We start from the raw sequence: 14,986 nt of genomic DNA on the forward strand, positions 1-14,986 counted from the left end.
GTCCCCTACCATCGGCCCGCACCGACCCGTCGAGCACCACCGAGGACTTCGTGAACCACTCGGACCTCCAGGCCAGGGCCCCCGCGCTCGCGGCCGGCATGGCCGCCGCCGGCCACAGCCCGGAAGCCCAGCTGTCCCAGACCCGCCACCGCGTCGCACTGGTCTCGGACTGGCGGATCGAGCCGGGCTCGACCGTCCTCGAACTGGGCTGCGGACAGGGGGACATGACCGCCGTCCTCGCGGAGGCGGTCGGACCCGAGGGACGCGTGGTGGCCGTCGACGTGGCAGCCCCCTCCTACGGGGCGCCGGTCACCCTGGGAGAATCGGCGGCCCGGCTCGCCGCGGGGCCTCTCGGGCCGCGCATCGGCTTCCGCTTCGGCACCGACGTCCTGGACCCTTCGGTGGACTACCCCGGGAACGCCTTCGACCACGTGGTGCTCGCACACTGCTCCTGGTACTTCGCGTCGCCCGGACGACTGCGCGACACGATGGCCCGGGTACGGCCGTGGGCACGGCGACTGTGCCTCGCCGAATGGGACTTGACGCCCGGCTCCGGCAACCGGCTGGCGCACCTCCTCGCCGTGCTGATCCAGGGGCAGGCCGAGGCCGCCGGTGCGCATGGCGAGGGCAACGTCCGCACCCCGCTGTCCCGCGAGGCGCTGCTGCGGCTCCTGCCCGAGGCCGGCTGGACGGCCGACGGCGGCGGGCCGGTGGACACCGATGGCCTCCAGGACGGCGACTGGGAGATCGCCGCCTGCCTCGACCCGGCCGGAACGCAGGAGCGTCTGGCCGCGCTGCCCGAGCCCGTGCGGCAGTTCCTCCTGAGCCAGACCGACGTCCTCCGGGCCGTCGCCAAGCCGCACGGCAACCGGCCGCTCGCCGCCTATACGGTCACCGCGCGCTGACACGCGGCCCGGCGCGAGGGGCGAGGGCGCGGGGGGCGCCGTCGGGGCCGGGCGGTGGTAGCGACCATTCAAGATCAATAATATGGGCAGACGCTCCGGACTGCGAGGTCCGGAACCAACGGAGGGATATCTGTGTTCAAGAGCATCAACCCGCGCGGCGGCGCGGCCACCGCTGTCGCCCTCGCCGGTGCGGCCCTGCTGTTCGCGGCCGGCCCCGCTTCCGCCGGCAGCAACGGTCAGCAGATCGCGTTCCAGGACAACTCCTACGCGGCCCACTCGATCCAGATCGAGGGCTACAACCAGAACTGGTCCCACACCAGCCAGTGCTTCACCGTGTCCGCCGGAGGCCAGACCAAGATCGCCGGCTGGTGGTGGAAGGGGACCGTCAGGGTCAAGTCCTTCAACAACGGCGGCTGCACCGGCACCTCCTTCCGCTGGTCCCAGGACAAGTACATCCCCGAGCAGCAGTCGGGCGACTACGTCTGGTACACGGGCTACTAGGATCCGCCTTCCCGCGTACCCCACCCGGACCGCCGTCTCCCAGGAGGCGGCGGTCCTGCCGTACCGGGCCGAAGCGGCCGTCCGGTGCCGCGCGTGGGGGACGGCGGTCTGCGCCCGCGCTCCGCGGTGCGGCCTGCCCGGCACCCTCCAGGAGGACGATCCCGTCCGGTGGTTCCCAGGTCGGGACATCCTCCTGCGCGACGACGGCGCCATGGCCGTCCTGGCCCGCGGCCGGACGGCGGACGACGTCGACCGCGCCGGAGTCGGCCCGACCGGCCGTGGCGGGATCAGATGTCGCCGTGGACCAGGGCGTGCAGGTGCTCGTCGTGCCAGCCGTCCTCGTGCAACAGGGCGCTGCGCATCGTGCCTTCGAGGGAGAATCCGGCCTTCTGCGCCACCCGGCACGACGCGGGATTGGCCACCGCGTGACACAGCCGGAGGCGGTGCAGGCCCAAGTCGTCGAAGGCCCATTGGCTCAGGCGCTTCGTGGCCTCGGCCATGGCGCCGCGTCCCCGCCCTTCGGGCAGGATCCAGTACAGGATTTCGGCGCTGCCGCCGGCGAGGTCGATGTCACCCCAGCCGGCCAGGCCCACGGCCTGACCGTCGGTGGGCCGTGCGACGGCCCAGAGGGCGCTCTGTTCGTTCCGCCAGCGCTCGTGCATGCGCCCGATCCGCTCGCGCGCCTCCGCCCGCGACGTGACGACGAGCCGGTTCCACTGCCGGATGGCCGGTTCCCGGGAGGCGGCCACCAGAACGTCGGCGTCGCTGACGCGCCAGGGACGCAGCTCCAGACCGCCGGGGAGGCCGAGCACGGGTTGTTCCATCGCGGCCATGCGGCCTGCGGGGACGACGGGCGGTACGGGTGAGGTGATCATCCTGGCATCGTGCCACGGGCCTCCGGCGGACAGACCCGCGCCGAAGTCCGCGGAGGGAAGGGCGAGTAGCCGTCCGCGCGATTCCCGTTCGAGGGGTTCTCCTTTCCGTCGTGACAGCGTCTGGGCTCCGGGATCCACCAGGAACGAAGGGACGATGGGAATGGCCAAGTCAAGGCGCAGGTTCGGCATCGGCGCCGTGGTCGCCGCGATCGCAGCCGCGATGATCACTGTCACGGGACTCCAGGGAGCCAGTGCGCAGGACCTGGCACGCCGGGGCTGGGACCACTTCGGGTTCGGGGTTCCGTGGGAGGAGTCCTACGGGTACTCGCAGGGCATCCGGGCCGGCGACACGATCTACATCTCGGGCCAGGTGTCGCACGACGAGGCCGGTAACTTCATCGGCGCCGGCGACTTCGAGAAGCAGGTGCGCCAGTCGTTCGCCAACCTGGACAAGGTCCTCGCGCACTACCGGGTCCCGCGCAGCCAGATCATCAGCATGAAGATCTTCACCAAGGACCTCCGCCAGAACTTCGACACGGCCGCCAGGCTGCACAAGGAGTACGTCGGCAACCACCGCACGACCGACACGATCGTCGGCGTCAGCGACATGTCCGTGCCGGAGCAGCTCGTGGAGATCGAGGCCATCGTCCAGGTCTCGCCGCGCTCCTGACCGAGCGGGCCGCGCGGCGACCGCCACGCGGGCCGCTCCGCACACACCGGAGCGGGCTCGGTGGCCGACAACGGCCGCCGAGCCTCGGCGCTTTCGCCGGTCCGCCCGTCGGTGTCCGGAGGGCCGGGGCGGCATCGCGGTGTGGGCCCGGGGTTACTTCAGGTCGGCGCAGGGGTCGCAGCAGGAGGGGGCCGGTACCACGCAGAGGGTGACCGTGTCCGTGTTGTCGGTGGTGTCGGGGTCCTTCTCGTTCCCGGTGACGGCGGCCGTGTTGACGATCCGGCCGGTCTTCTCGGCCTTGGCCCGCAGTACGAGGGTGGCCGTGGCACCTACGGGCAGGCCTCCCACGGCCCAGCGGCCGGTGGCGGGGTCGTAGCGTCCGGGGCCTTCGGCGGAGAGGAAGGCCAGGCCGTCGGGTAGCCGGTCGGTGACGGTGACTCCGGTGGCGTCGTTCGGGCCGGCGTTGCGGACGGTGATGCGGTAGGTCGCCGTCTGACCGACGGTGGCGGTGGTCGCGTCCGCCGCCTTCGTCACGGCCAGGTCGGCGGCGGGCTTCACCTCCGTGAGCTGTTCGTTGGAGGTGGACGTCAGGGGTTCCGGCGTGTCGCCGAGACGGTTCTCGTACGAAGCGGTCGCGGTGTTGCTGACCAGCTTGCCGGCGCCGGCCCGTCCGAGGGTGACCCGGTACTCGACCGTGACCGAAAGCCCCCACCGCACCGGACGAGCCCATCCCACGTGCGAGTGAATCGCACCTCGGCAAGGTTGACGATCCGGGTGACGCGGCTTCCACGCCTCAGGGCAGGGCCGTCACCAAGCGTCACGGTCTCCCCATGACCCTGCCGCTGTCGGGTCCTCAGGTGACGAGTGCGTAGATGGCGCTGGCGGTCAGCCAGAGTCCGGCCAGCAGGGAGAGGGTGACGATCAGCTGGTCCTGGTGGTGCTCCAGCCAGCTCCGCAGGGCGCTCAGCCGTGCCTGGGCGGCGTCCGGGGCCCAGACGGTGTACAGCTCCATGATCAGGAGGCTGAGGGTGGCCAGCAGGCAGTACCCGGTCAGGGCCAGCCAGTCGGAGAGGGAAGAGAGGTCGGCGTCGACGGCCGTGGCGGCGCCGGCCCCCACCAGGGCCCACGGCTGGAGCAGCCAGGCGAGTGCGGCGGCGCTGCCGAGCGAGGCGTTGTCGATGCGGGCCGTCCAGCTCGGAGGCCGGTACGGGCGGGGCGGCTGCCGCAGCCGGTAGCCGCCGAACAGCACCAGGCCGACGCCGATCGCCAGTTTGGCGGCGACAGCGGCGGTCGACGGCGCGGTGTGGTGGACGGGCGGCGTCCCGCCGGTCAGCAGCACGACGCAGGCGATCACCGCGACCAGGTTGGCCAGCCAGGACAGCAGGTAGGTGAGGCCCTTGCGCACACCGCGGCGCGACGCCAGCAGCAGGATGAACGCGCTGTTGTGCAGCGGCCCGAGGGTGATGGCCGTGCCGATCACGACCAGGTCGACGACCATCGGCAAGGCGGCTCCCGGAGATCGAGGCCACCCGGTGTCACCGGGCGGGCGTATGGAACGAGCGTGCCCGTGCCCGGCGGGCGGAGGCTCCTGTGCCCGCGCGGGCCTCCTCCCGACTGTGCGGCCCCCGGCCCGGCAGATCAAGCGGGCCACGCCGGTACCCCCGAACCTCTCGGGCCGCCCGTGGCGACCCGGTCAGGTGGCGGGCGCCGTCGGCTCGGGTCGTGGCGCTTCGGGCGCAGGCCCCGCCGACAGCCGGCCGAGGCGGAGCGTGACGACGAAGGAGACCACCACGCCGACGATCACCAGCGGCATCACAGTGAGGCCGTCCGTGCCGAGCAGCAGGCTGGCCAGCATGACGGCGGTCAGGGGCAGTTTCAGCATCGCCACGGTCATCGCACCGATCCCGATGGCGAATCCGGCGGTGCTCCCCAGTCCGGGCAGGTGGGAGAGCGCGAGGCCGCCGGTCGCGCCCACGAAGACCGCGGGGAAGATCGGGCCGCCGCGGAAGGCGCTCATCGAGAGGCCGTAGGCCAGGGCCTTGCACACCAGCAGGACGACGAGGGTGGCCGCGGTGTAGCCCGCGCTGTCGGTCAGCAGGGGGGCGAGGGCGTCCTGGCCGGAGAACAGCACGCCGGTGACCGGCCGGTCCGTGATCACCGCGTACAGCAGCGCGATCACGCCGACGGCTACGCCCATCAGGACGGTGAGCGGCAGTCGGCGGCGCTCGACGACGGTCTGGAGGGAGAGCGAGGAGCGGCGGATCGCGTCCCCGAGGAAGGCGGCGGCGACGCCCGCGACGACCGCCCAGGCGAACTCGCCGAGGGTGGGCGGGCTGGCGTGCGGCACGTGGGTCAGCGCCAGCGAGTAGGTGCCGAGGCCGGTCCAGCTGCCGAGGCCGGTGAAGATCAGCGAGCCGATGCCGGCGGAGAGCAGGCCCGGTACCAGCACCACGCCCATCATCGGGCCGCCCAGCCCGGCGGTCTCCATGAGGAGGAAGGCGCCGACGAGAGGGGATCCCAGCAGTTCGCTGATGGCCGCGAAACTGCCGGCCGCCCCGATCACGCCCAAAGCGCTGGGCGGGGCGTCGTGCTTGAGGAGCCTGGCCGCGCCGACGGCGAGCCCGCCTCCGAGCGCGATCAGCGGGGCTTCCGGACCGAGGACCGCCCCCAGGCTGAGTGTGGCGATCGCGGCGATCGCCACACCGGGCACCACGACGAACGAGGGTGTGCCGCCGGCCTTGAAGCCCTCGGCCGGCTTGTGGCCGCCGCCGCCCGGCAGGTACCGGATCGTCAGGGCGACCAGTACGCCGGCGACCGCGAGCGGCCCGATCGCCCACCAGTCGGGGGTCCCGTGGAAGCCGAGGTTCTCGGGCAGGTCGTGGTAGAGCAGCGACTGGAGTTCGGACACCAGAGCGAGGAAGCCGAACGCGACGGCCGAGATCGGGACGCCGAGCAGCGCCGAGAACACCAGCACCGACACGTAGCCGCGGCTGCGGACGACCGCCAGCGCGTCCTGCGGCGCTGCGGTGCCCTCGGCGGGCGGTCCGGCTGACATGTGCATCGTCTCCTTGGGATCCGGCCCGCATCCGGAACACCGGTCGCGCGGGCCTGAGTCTGGGGTGGCACGGGCACCGCGGCCGTCGCGGCCCCGCCGGTGACCCGGGCCCGGCTCGGGAGGCGTCGGCCGAGGGAGCCGTGGTTCGCCCCTACCGCCGCGGGGCGCCACGCACAAGGGCCCCACCGGGTGCCGCCGGCTTCTGCCGGGCGGCGCCGTACGCCGCCGGTATGGCGGTGCTCCGGTCGTCGGCCACCGGCTGTCCCTCCTGGCTGGCTGGGCGGCACGCCGTCCGGCGGCGGTCCGCATCCGTCCTGCGCATCATCGCGGGCGGGGACGACCGAGTACCGCTGCGGCACGCTCGGACGCGCGATCGGTCGCGGCGGCCGTCCGTGGGGCCCTGTGGCGGCAGGGCGCGCAACAGCCGAAGGAGGGCCGTTCGGGCGAGGCACCGGCCGGCACGCCGTCCGGCGGCGGGCCTGGATCCCGGGAACGCGGGGTGCGCCACGCCGCGAGGGCCGTCGGCGGTGCCGTCCGCATTCGCCCCGGCGGGTACCCCGGCCGGCGGCCACTGACGGCACTTGGCTGTGTCCGGTCCCCGCGCACGGCACCCGCTGCGCCCGGCCGGCGGCCACTGACGGCACTTGGCTGTGTCCGGTGCCCGCGCACGGCACCCGCTGCGCCCGGCCCGCGTGTACGGCGCTCGGCTGTGTCCGGCCCGCGCTCACGGCATCCGGCTGTGCCCGGCCCCCGCACGTCCCGGCGTCCTTGCGCCGCGGCCGCGGGGACGCCGGTGGCTTCGGCGAAGCGGACGCCGTGGCACCGTGGTCCACCCGGCGGGCGGGGGCAACGGTTCCGGGCCCTCGTCGTCGGCGCGGGACCTGCCGCCGCGCCCGCAGCCCCGCGCGTCGCCGCGGCCGCCCCGAGGGGGGAGGGGGCGCGGGGCTGATCGGCCTGCTCCGCGCCCGGGAGCGCAGAAGGCGGCCCGTCGGGGCCGGCCGTGGGGGTCAGCCGCCGAATACGGTCACGAACGCCTCGCAGAACGCGTCCAGGTCGTCCGGCTTGCGGCTGGTGATCAGGGGGCTGGCGCCCGCCCGGCAGATGTGGACCTGCTCGTCCACCCAGGTGCCGCCGGCGTTGCGGATGTCGGTGGCCAGGCTGGGCCACGAGGTCAGGGTCCGTCCCCGGACGACACCGGCCTCCACCAGCAGCCACGGCGCGTGGCAGATGGCGGCCACCGGCCGGCCCGCCTCGAAGAAGCCGCGCGTGAAGTCGACCGCGGACCCGCTCATCCGCAGCGCGTCGGGATTCGCCACTCCCCCGGGCAGGACGAGGGCGTCGAAGCTCTCGTCCGTACGGCCGGTCAGGACCCGGTCGACCGGGTACGTGCCGGCCTTGTCCAGGTGACGCATCGCCTGGACCTTCCCCGGCTTCGTCGAGACCAGCTGCGGGGTCCAGCCGGCCCCGAGGACCGCCTTCCAGGGCCAGGTCAGTTCGACCTCCTCGACGCCTTCGGGCGCCGTCAGGAATGCGATGCGCACGGTACTCACGTCCTTTCGAAGGGATTTCCCCGCCGGGGCGGCGGCACAGGGCGGGGGCGGCCGGGCGTAGCCGCGGAGGAGCAGGGACGGGGTTCCGCCTCCGACGAGGCGGCCCATGTCCGCGCCTACCCGCCGGGCCGCCCCTCACACGATGCGATGCCGCTCTCCCGTTCGGCGCGGCTGCGGTGGCGGGTGCGGCCCGGTGCTGTTTGGCTGGGAGCACACCCTCCCCCACCACCCGAGGACCGGTCATGAGCAAGGACGGCGGGACGAACGAACGAGCCCGGCAGATGCGCGACAAGGCCCAGGAGCTGGAGCAGGCCGCCCAGCGGGCGACGGACCCCGCCGAGCAGAAGCGGCTGAGGGACAAGGCACTGCACATCCGTCAGAAGAGCGACGAGCAGAACGGTCCGGGCAGCGGGACCATGGACCCCATGTAGCCGGGCGCTCCGCCCCGGGGCGTCATCGCGCGTCGTCGTGGTCGCGGTCCGTGGCCCGCTCCCGCCGCCGCCTCAGCTCCTCGGGGGTCCTGCCGGGCACCGGCCTGCTGGCCTCGGGGTGCACCGGGTCCGGGCCCGGATGCTCCTGCACCTGCTCCTCCCGGCCGATGCCGGGCTCCTGTCGCTTGTGCTTCATACCGCTCATGGCAGCCGCTCCTCATGCGTCGCGTGCGGACGGGGGCCGGTGGGTACGTGGCGGCCCGGTCACGCTCCCGCCCTCGCGGGGGCCAGGGGCGGGGTGTCGGCGCCCGCTCCCCGGCGGAGGCCTTCGAGGAACGCCGCGACGGCCTCCGTGGCCGTGGTCGACGGCTCCCAGCCCAGTTGTTCCCGGGCCCGCCCGGCGTCGAGCAGCGGCAGGCGCAGGACGGCGTCGAGGAGGCCGGGGGCCACCGGTACGAGGTGCATGCGCCAGGCCGCGGCGAGCGCGGCGCGGGCGGCGCCCGCGGGGATCGGGACCGTACGGGCGTGGAGGAGGGCGGCGAGGGCCGCGGTGTCCAGCACGGGGTCGGCCACCAGGTTGAACGGGCCGTGGACCGGGCGGACGACGGCCGCGCGGTAGGCCCGGGCGGCGTCGTCGGTGTGCAGGGCCTGGAAACGCAGGCCGGGGACGGCGGGCAGCGCGGGCAGCAGGCCGGGCCGGATCAGGCGCCACGGCAGGAGCGGGCCGCCGAAGATCCGGCGCTGTTCGCTCGCCGACTCCTCCTTGAAGAGGAACGCCGGCCGCATCCGCACCAGCCGGATGTCGGGGTGGGCGAGCTGGAAGCCGTCCAGGTAGCGCTCCAGGTAGGCCTTCTCGCGGGTGTATGCGGCTCCCGGCCAGCCGTGGGTGGGCCAGGACTCGTCGACGGGGCGCCCGTCGGCGGGGCCGGGGGAATAGGCGCCCACGGACGAGGCGTGCACGAGGGTCCGCACTCCGGCCCGGGCACAGGCCTCGAAGACCCTGATGCTTCCCAGCACGTTGGTCCGCCAGGTGGCGACGGGGTCGTGGGTGGGCTGGAATTTCCAGGCCAGGTGGACGACGGCGCCGGCGCCCGCGAAGAGGCCGGTCAGGTCCTCGCGGCCGGGGTCGATGTCGGCCGCGGCCCAGCGCACGCCCGGAATGCGCAGGTCCGGCAGCCTGCGGGCGATGCCGAGCACGTCGGTGACCGTGCGGTCGGCGGCCAGGGCGCGTACCACGCCGGTGCCGGCGTTGCCGGTGGCTCCGGTGACGACGACCCTCATGACGCCCACCGCGGCCTTCTCGGCATCCCGTGACGGGCCGGTCCCCCCTGGCGGCGGGCATGGGCGGCATCGGCTGCCGGGGCGGTGAAGGTGCTCCGGGCGGCTTCCAGTCTCAGGGCCTCCAGGAGGGAGGCCTGCTGCCCCGCACGGGCCTGGAGCCGGTCGACGGCGGTCAGGTCCAGGCGGGAGTCGGTGGCGGCGAGGACCCGCAGCGACCGCCACAGGGACGCCTTGCCCTCCACTCCGAGGCGCATGGTCTCCAGTTCGAGGACGTCGCTCAGCGGCGAGCGCTTCACCAGCCGGCCGTTGGGCTTGAGCCGGGCCGCCTTCTCCGCCAGCCGGCCCGCGGCGACCCGGGGCCACTGTGCGGGCACGTCCAGGGCCGTCATGAACGCGCGCAGGCTCTCCCGGTCCTCGGCGATCTCCGAGGCGAGCTCGGCCAGGGCCGGCCCCGCGGGCGTACGGCGGTGGGTCCGGGCGATGCGGCGGATCAGGGACACACCGCTGCCGGCGCCCGCGAGGTGGTCGTTGAGATAGACCGCCAGGAGGCGCCGCGGGTCGGGAGGGGACGCGAGGGGGCGGGACCGTGTTCCCGTGCTGGTGGGGCGGGTGTTCATGGCGGCTCCGATCCGCGGGGGTGGCCGGCGGGCGGCCTCCGGTTCGGTTGGCGCGTGCCCGCGGTCATCCGCCGCAAACCCCGGGGGGCGGAGGTTCCCCCTCCCCGGCCCGGGGAAGGAATGCCCACGGTCCGGAGGGGGGTCCCGCTGTGAGCACCGAACGGCCCTCCGCGTTCCCCGCGTACGTATACAACAGCCCCACTTCAGCGCGGCGTTCAAGGCCCGGGGGGCGAGGAGCAGAGGCAGGCCCGCGCGCCGTTGCCCGCGGAGACGGGAGCCCTGGCGGAGCCGCTGGACAGGATCCGCACCAGGCGGTGAGCCCGTCCCGGCCGGCTCCGGCGGTGCGGGCAGGACGCCTCAGGCGTCGGTGGCGTCCTCGGCCTCCCAGCGCAGCAGGTCGCCCGGCTGGCAGGCGAGCACCTCGCAGAGCGCGGCGAGCGTCGCGAACCGCACCGCCTTGGCGCGGCCGTTCTTGAGTACCGCCAGGTTGGCGGGCGTGATCCCCACCCGGTCCGCGAGCTCGCCCACGGACATCTTCCGCCGGGCCAGCATCACGTCGATGTCGACGGCGATCGGCATCAGATCACCTCGTCCAGCTCGGCCTGGAGCTGGGCCGCTTCGGTGTCGCGCGCAACGGCCTGGGCGAGGAGCATGCGCAGGACGAGCACGATGAGCGCGACTCCCAGGATGGCCACGCCGATCCCGCCCATGACGACGGTGACGCCCGGGTCCTCCCGCTGGCCCGGCGCGTTGAGGGCCGTGCCGGCGAACCACACGAGGGCGGCCGCCACGATCGCGCCGATCACCCCGTCCACGTAGCGGAAGGCGGCGTGCGAGAAGATGGTTCCGCGCCGCACCATCGCCACCAGCCGCCACACGCAGACCAGGGCGCCCTGGGCCGACAGCATGCCCACGATCGTGATCAGCCGCAGCGGCGTCAGCGGGACGGACCCGTCCTCCGGATCGTTCCCGCCGACCAGGGTCCACACCATCATCGCCTGCACGCCCAGGGTGCCGGCGAGCACGACCGCGAGCACGGCCCGCAGCGCACGGATCGTCACCTTGCCCATGACCCACCTGCCTTCCATCGACCTTCGATGGGAATCTATCGAATATCGATAGATCAAGCCACCGGCCGAAGAGGAGGCACCTCAGTGAAATTTGCCATTCAAGATCTTGATGTTTGTTCATGCCCATGCCAGATTCGGCGCAGCACCACCCGGGTCGACGGCGGAGCTCATTCCTGCTGCGCCGCAACAACTGCAGGGAGAGGCCACCACCATGCCGGCACCGCACACCTCCGGGGACCGCCTCGCGGTCGAGAGACGGACCATCGAGGCCGTCCCGGAATCCGAGAGGCACGGCACACCGCGCAGCCAGTTCACCCTCTGGTTCGGCGCCAACATGCAGATCACCGCCATCGTCGACGGCGCCCTGTCGGTCGTCTTCGGCGCCGACCCGCTCTGGGCGATACCCGCGCTGCTCATCGGCAACGCGCTCGGCGGCGCCGTCATGGCCCTGCACTCCGCGCAGGGGCCGCGGCTGGGCGTACCGCAGATGATCTCCAGTCGCGCCCAGTTCGGCGTGTTCGGTGCGGTCCTGCCGCTGCTGCTGGTGATCCTCATGTACCTCGGCTTCGCCGCGACCGGCAGCGTACTGGCCGGTCAGGCGATGGCGAAGATGCTGCACATCGGCACGGCCGCCGGGATCCTCCTCTTCGGAGCGGTGACCACCGTCGTCGCCGTGACCGGCTACCGCCTGATCCATGTCGCGGGCCGCATCGCCACCGTCGTCGGCGCGCTCGGCCTCGGCTATCTGATGGTGCGGCTGTTCACGCAGTACGACGTCGGCGCGCACGTCGGCACCAAGGGGTTCGAGGCGGCCACCTTCCTGCTCGCCGTCGGCCTCGGAGCCGGATGGCAGCTCACCTTCGGCCCCTACGTCGCCGACTACTCGCGCTACCTGCCCCGCGACACCAGCACCCGCGCGACGTTCTGGTCCACCTTCGCCGGCTCCGTCATCGGATCCCAGTGGGCCATGACGCTGGGCGCGCTCACCGCCGCCGTCGCGGGCAAGGCCTTCCTGCCCGACCAGGTGGGCTTCCTCGGCCAGCTGGCGGGTCCGGCGTTCCTCGCGTTCCTGATCTACCTGGTGATCGTCGTCGGCAAGCTGACCGTCAACTGCCTCAACGCCTACGGCGGCTTCATGTCGATCCTCACCACCGTCACCGCCTTCGACCGGCGCTCGCGCATCGCGCCCACGGCGCGCGCCGCCTACATCGTCGGCTTCATCGCGGTGTCCATGGTCATCGCGCTCGCCGCCAGCGACGACTTCCTGAACAACTTCAAGAACTTCGTGCTGCTGCTCCTGGCCGTGTTCACGCCGTGGAGCGCGATCAACCTGGTCGACTACTACCTGCTCTCCCGCGAGCGGGTCGACATCCCCGCCCTCTACGACCCGGACGGCCGCTACGGCCGCTGGAACGCAGCCGCGCTGAGCTGCTATCTCATCGGCATCGCGGTTCAGGTCCCGTTCCTGGCCACCAAGCTGTACACGGGCGCGATCACCAAGAGGCTCGACGGCGCCGACATCTCGTGGATCGTCGGGCTGGCCGCCACCTCCGCCCTCTACTGGCTCTGGGCGCGCCGCACCGCCAACCCGCCCGCCGAGACCATCCACCCCGCCGCGGCCGACGGCGGCACCCCGGCGGTGACGACGATCGGCTGACCGGGCGCTCGCCGCCGGCCGGGCCGGCCGGAGCGCGTCACGGAGCGAGGACGATCCCGCCCTCGACGAGGCCGGTCTCGCCGAGCGCGTGCGCCGTGGCCGCGTCCGCCGGCGGAAGGACCCGGTCGACGGCCACGCGGAGGCTGCCGTCCTCCACCAGGGCGCTGACGCTCTCCAGGCCGGCGCCGCACGGGGTGAACCCGAACTCGACGAACCGCGAGGCCGCGGGACGGCGCACAAGGGTGAAAATGAGAGTGATGCGGATCAATGCCCCACGAGGGGGTTTCCATGAGCAAGCACGGGCATCACCGTCGCCCTCCTCCGAGGAGGAGAAGGCGAAGACGTCGACACCCGCTCGGCCGCCTGGCGGCGCTCGTCCTCACCCGCCGTACCGCGAGGCGAGCGATGGTGTGGGGCATGCGGCTGACGGTGCGCGGCGCCCGGCTCACCGTCCGGACGGCCCTGCGCAGCGCCGCCTCGCGGCGGCTCCGGCCGGGCTGACACGCCGCGCCGGTCCGGCGGCGCCGCGCGGCGCCGCCGGACGGCCCAGAGGTGCGGCCACCGGCCGGGTGACCGGCCGGACGCCGACGGCGTGTACGGCGTCGGCGCCCCCGGGGCGGGGGCGAGGATGCTCGGGCCCACTCTCCCTCTTTGACCGGCTGGAGTCTTTCCGTGCTCGAACGCAAGAAACTCAAGGGCCGTACCCAGGTCACCTTCGTCCTGCCCGAGGACACTCCGGTCGGCCCCGTCAGCGTGGTCGGGGACTTCAACCACTGGAACCCCCACGCCCACCCCCTGGCCCCGCGCGGCGACGGCACCCGCGCCGCGACCGTCGCCCTCCCCGCCCACACCAGCCACGCCTTCCGCTACCTCGCGGCCGGCGACTACTGGTTCGACGACGAGCACGCCGACCACCACGACGGCAGGAACAGCCGCCTCGACACCTGACCGGCCCGGTGGCCATCGGACGTCCGTGTCCCCCGTTCGGGATTGGGCAGTGCGGAACGGGGCAGAAGCCGTGCAACCAGCCTGGTCTGGTGGGAGACCCCACGCCACCACAGGGTCACCGCGGGTGGCCGACGGACGGTGCGGGTGGTCTCGCTCGGCTTTGCGCGGCCCGGTGCCGTGCGCTTGACGGCCTCTTCCGCCCCCGTTCGGGAGCCGACCGCGATGGGCTCCGATCCGAACGGCGGACCGCACCGTGCGCGTCTTCGACATCCAGGTCACCGTACGTCCCGATTGGGCGGTGGTGACGCTGACGGGTGACCTCGACCCGGCCACCTGTGCCTGCGTCATCGAAGCCACCGCCCCGATCCCCCTCAAGGGCCAGACGCTCGTCCTGGAGCTGTCGGCCCTCACCTACATGGGGCCCACCGGGCTCAACCTGCTCCTCGGTCTGCGCCGACGCGCCCGCGACGAGGGCGGCACGCTGGCCCTGGCGGGCGTGCCCGACCAGGCACGGCAGGTACTCGAGCTCACCGGCACCCGCCACCTGTTCACCCTCTGCCCCCGCCCCGCCCCGTGACCACGCACCGCGGCCTGCCCGCGGTCAGGAACCGGGCGGAGCGGAGGGGGGAATGTGGGCGTGGATGGTCTTGCCACCCTCCCGCGTCGGACGGACGTCCACGCGGGAGGCGAGGCACTGCACGAGCGGCCAGCCGTAGCCACCGGTGGCTCCCGTCGGGTCACCCGGCCGTCCGCGGGGCGGGGTGGGGCTGGAGTCCGTGACGTCGATGTCCATGCCGGACGGGGACCAGCCCACGTCCAGTCCGCACCGGCCGGAGGCGTACTTCACCGCGTTGGTCACCAGCTCGCTGGCGACCAGGAGCGCCGCGTCCTCGACGGACGCCGGCACCGGGTCCCCGCTGAGCACGGCGTCGTCGACGAGGCGGCGGACCTCCCGTCGGGCCCGGGCCGGCGCGCTGCCCCCCTCGCACTCGCAGCGCCTTCGCACCGGGTGGGGTTCCGCGGGGTCGGTCATGGTCCCTCACCTCAGCCCTCTGCCGCTCACAGCCCCGCCAGGACGTCTTCCCCCGGGGGCCCGGCCTCATGCTTGCAGCGGCCGGACCGGTGCTACTTGCGGTGGTCGTGGTGATGGCCGTGACGGCCGTGATGGCCGTGATGGCGGTCGTGGTGCTTGAGGGAATCCACGATGCCCGCGGCGCGCTCACGCACCTGCTCCGCCGCCTCGCGCACCTTGGCCTTCGCCTGGTCCGTCCTGCCCTCGGCCTGTAGCCGTTCGTTTCCGGCGATCTTGCCGACGGCTTCCTTGATCTTGCCTCTGACCTTGCCCATGGTGGCGTCGTGACCCATGACCTCGGCCCCCTTCGGTGCGGGAACGGGTACGTGGTCCACGCTAGGAGCGCTCGGCCGT

General features: G+C 73.4%; 18 protein-coding genes and 2 pseudogenes. 7 read left to right on the forward strand and 13 right to left on the reverse strand.

Annotated features, from left to right (window positions below; translation table 11 throughout):
- Positions 1–50 precede the first annotated feature (50 nt).
- Both ACFY15_RS27145 and ACFY15_RS27150 read left to right on the forward strand, forming a co-directional pair.
- Positions 51–905, forward strand: a complete 855-nt coding sequence (locus tag ACFY15_RS27145) for a methyltransferase domain-containing protein (protein ID WP_390689798.1) — start codon at positions 51–53, stop codon at positions 903–905.
- A 132-nt stretch (positions 906–1,037) separates the two neighbouring features.
- Entirely contained in the window at positions 1,038–1,406 is a 369-nt protein-coding gene (locus ACFY15_RS27150) for a hypothetical protein (RefSeq protein ID WP_390689799.1), read from the forward strand.
- Positions 1,407–1,693: 287 nt separating this feature from the next.
- Here the strand turns inward: ACFY15_RS27150 and ACFY15_RS27155 are convergent, their stop codons facing one another.
- Entirely contained in the window at positions 1,694–2,281 is a 588-nt protein-coding gene (locus ACFY15_RS27155; protein WP_390689800.1) for a GNAT family N-acetyltransferase, read from the reverse strand.
- Positions 2,282–2,441: 160 nt separating this feature from the next.
- Between ACFY15_RS27155 and ACFY15_RS27160 the strand changes: the two genes are divergently transcribed.
- Positions 2,442–2,951 carry a RidA family protein gene (locus tag ACFY15_RS27160; RefSeq protein WP_366449546.1) on the forward strand — a complete coding sequence of 170 codons (510 nt, stop codon included), beginning with the start codon at positions 2,442–2,444 and terminating at the stop codon, positions 2,949–2,951.
- Positions 2,952–3,104: 153 nt separating this feature from the next.
- Here ACFY15_RS27160 and ACFY15_RS27165 read toward each other — a convergent pair.
- From ACFY15_RS27165 to ACFY15_RS27180, 4 genes and pseudogenes are all read right to left on the reverse strand, one after another.
- Positions 3,105–3,647 (reverse strand): annotated as a pseudogene (locus tag ACFY15_RS27165) (DUF11 domain-containing protein); the annotation flags it as partial.
- Between the two features lie 157 nt (positions 3,648–3,804).
- Positions 3,805–4,449 (reverse strand): GAP family protein, encoded by a 645-nt coding sequence (locus ACFY15_RS27170; RefSeq protein WP_390689884.1) that lies wholly within the window; start codon positions 4,447–4,449, stop codon positions 3,805–3,807.
- Between the two features lie 195 nt (positions 4,450–4,644).
- Complete coding sequence (locus tag ACFY15_RS27175) at positions 4,645–6,006, reverse strand: chloride channel protein (protein WP_390689801.1); 1,362 nt, start codon at positions 6,004–6,006, stop codon at positions 4,645–4,647.
- A gap of 1,007 nt (positions 6,007–7,013) precedes the next feature.
- Positions 7,014–7,547, reverse strand: a complete 534-nt coding sequence (locus ACFY15_RS27180; protein ID WP_390826194.1) for a type 1 glutamine amidotransferase domain-containing protein — start codon at positions 7,545–7,547, stop codon at positions 7,014–7,016.
- A 251-nt stretch (positions 7,548–7,798) separates the two neighbouring features.
- Here ACFY15_RS27180 and ACFY15_RS27185 point away from each other — a divergent pair, with 251 nt between their 5' ends.
- Entirely contained in the window at positions 7,799–7,987 is a 189-nt protein-coding gene (locus tag ACFY15_RS27185; RefSeq protein ID WP_390826195.1) for a DUF6381 family protein, read from the forward strand.
- Between the two features lie 22 nt (positions 7,988–8,009).
- Here ACFY15_RS27185 and ACFY15_RS27190 read toward each other — a convergent pair whose 3' ends face one another.
- The 5 genes from ACFY15_RS27190 to ACFY15_RS27210 form a co-directional block, all read right to left on the reverse strand.
- Complete coding sequence (locus ACFY15_RS27190) at positions 8,010–8,192, reverse strand: hypothetical protein (protein WP_390689804.1); 183 nt, start codon at positions 8,190–8,192, stop codon at positions 8,010–8,012.
- A gap of 59 nt (positions 8,193–8,251) precedes the next feature.
- A complete protein-coding gene (locus ACFY15_RS27195; RefSeq protein WP_390826260.1) occupies positions 8,252–9,268 on the reverse strand; it encodes an NAD-dependent epimerase/dehydratase family protein in 1,017 nt (338 codons plus the stop codon).
- On the reverse strand, positions 9,265–9,885 hold the full coding sequence (locus tag ACFY15_RS27200) for a hypothetical protein (protein WP_390826196.1): 621 nt from the start codon (positions 9,883–9,885) through the stop codon (positions 9,265–9,267). Before ACFY15_RS27200 ends, ACFY15_RS27195 begins: the two co-directional genes overlap by 4 nt.
- A gap of 357 nt (positions 9,886–10,242) precedes the next feature.
- Positions 10,243–10,464, reverse strand: a complete 222-nt coding sequence (locus tag ACFY15_RS27205; protein WP_390689807.1) for a helix-turn-helix domain-containing protein — start codon at positions 10,462–10,464, stop codon at positions 10,243–10,245.
- The gene (locus tag ACFY15_RS27210; RefSeq protein ID WP_390826261.1) at positions 10,464–10,955 is read right to left on the reverse strand and encodes a DUF2975 domain-containing protein; all 492 of its coding nucleotides are present in this window, start codon (positions 10,953–10,955) and stop codon (positions 10,464–10,466) included. Before ACFY15_RS27210 ends, ACFY15_RS27205 begins: the two co-directional genes overlap by 1 nt.
- A gap of 211 nt (positions 10,956–11,166) precedes the next feature.
- On the opposite strand from ACFY15_RS27210, the gene ACFY15_RS27215 reads away from it, so the two are divergent.
- Positions 11,167–12,612 carry a purine-cytosine permease family protein gene (locus ACFY15_RS27215; RefSeq protein ID WP_390826197.1) on the forward strand — a complete coding sequence of 482 codons (1,446 nt, stop codon included), beginning with the start codon at positions 11,167–11,169 and terminating at the stop codon, positions 12,610–12,612.
- A 37-nt stretch (positions 12,613–12,649) separates the two neighbouring features.
- Here ACFY15_RS27215 and ACFY15_RS27220 read toward each other — a convergent pair.
- Positions 12,650–12,883: pseudogene (locus ACFY15_RS27220) on the reverse strand (zinc-binding dehydrogenase); the annotation flags it as partial.
- A 401-nt stretch (positions 12,884–13,284) separates the two neighbouring features.
- Here ACFY15_RS27220 and ACFY15_RS27225 point away from each other — a divergent pair.
- Together ACFY15_RS27225 and ACFY15_RS27230 are read left to right on the forward strand one after the other, a co-directional pair.
- Positions 13,285–13,560 carry an isoamylase early set domain-containing protein gene (locus ACFY15_RS27225; protein ID WP_366449528.1) on the forward strand — a complete coding sequence of 92 codons (276 nt, stop codon included), beginning with the start codon at positions 13,285–13,287 and terminating at the stop codon, positions 13,558–13,560.
- A gap of 253 nt (positions 13,561–13,813) precedes the next feature.
- Positions 13,814–14,137 (forward strand): STAS domain-containing protein, encoded by a 324-nt coding sequence (locus tag ACFY15_RS27230; protein ID WP_390826198.1) that lies wholly within the window; start codon positions 13,814–13,816, stop codon positions 14,135–14,137.
- Between the two features lie 24 nt (positions 14,138–14,161).
- Here the strand turns inward: ACFY15_RS27230 and ACFY15_RS27235 are convergent, their stop codons facing one another.
- Together ACFY15_RS27235 and ACFY15_RS27240 are read right to left on the reverse strand one after the other, a co-directional pair.
- Positions 14,162–14,593 carry an ATP-binding protein gene (locus tag ACFY15_RS27235; protein WP_390689811.1) on the reverse strand — a complete coding sequence of 144 codons (432 nt, stop codon included), beginning with the start codon at positions 14,591–14,593 and terminating at the stop codon, positions 14,162–14,164.
- Positions 14,594–14,685: 92 nt separating this feature from the next.
- Entirely contained in the window at positions 14,686–14,925 is a 240-nt protein-coding gene (locus ACFY15_RS27240) for a CsbD family protein (protein WP_390826199.1), read from the reverse strand.
- Between the last annotated feature and the right edge of the window lie 61 nt (positions 14,926–14,986).

It is taken from the genome of Streptomyces sp. NPDC001373, assembly GCF_042895815.1.
Classification (GTDB): domain Bacteria; phylum Actinomycetota; class Actinomycetes; order Streptomycetales; family Streptomycetaceae; genus Streptomyces.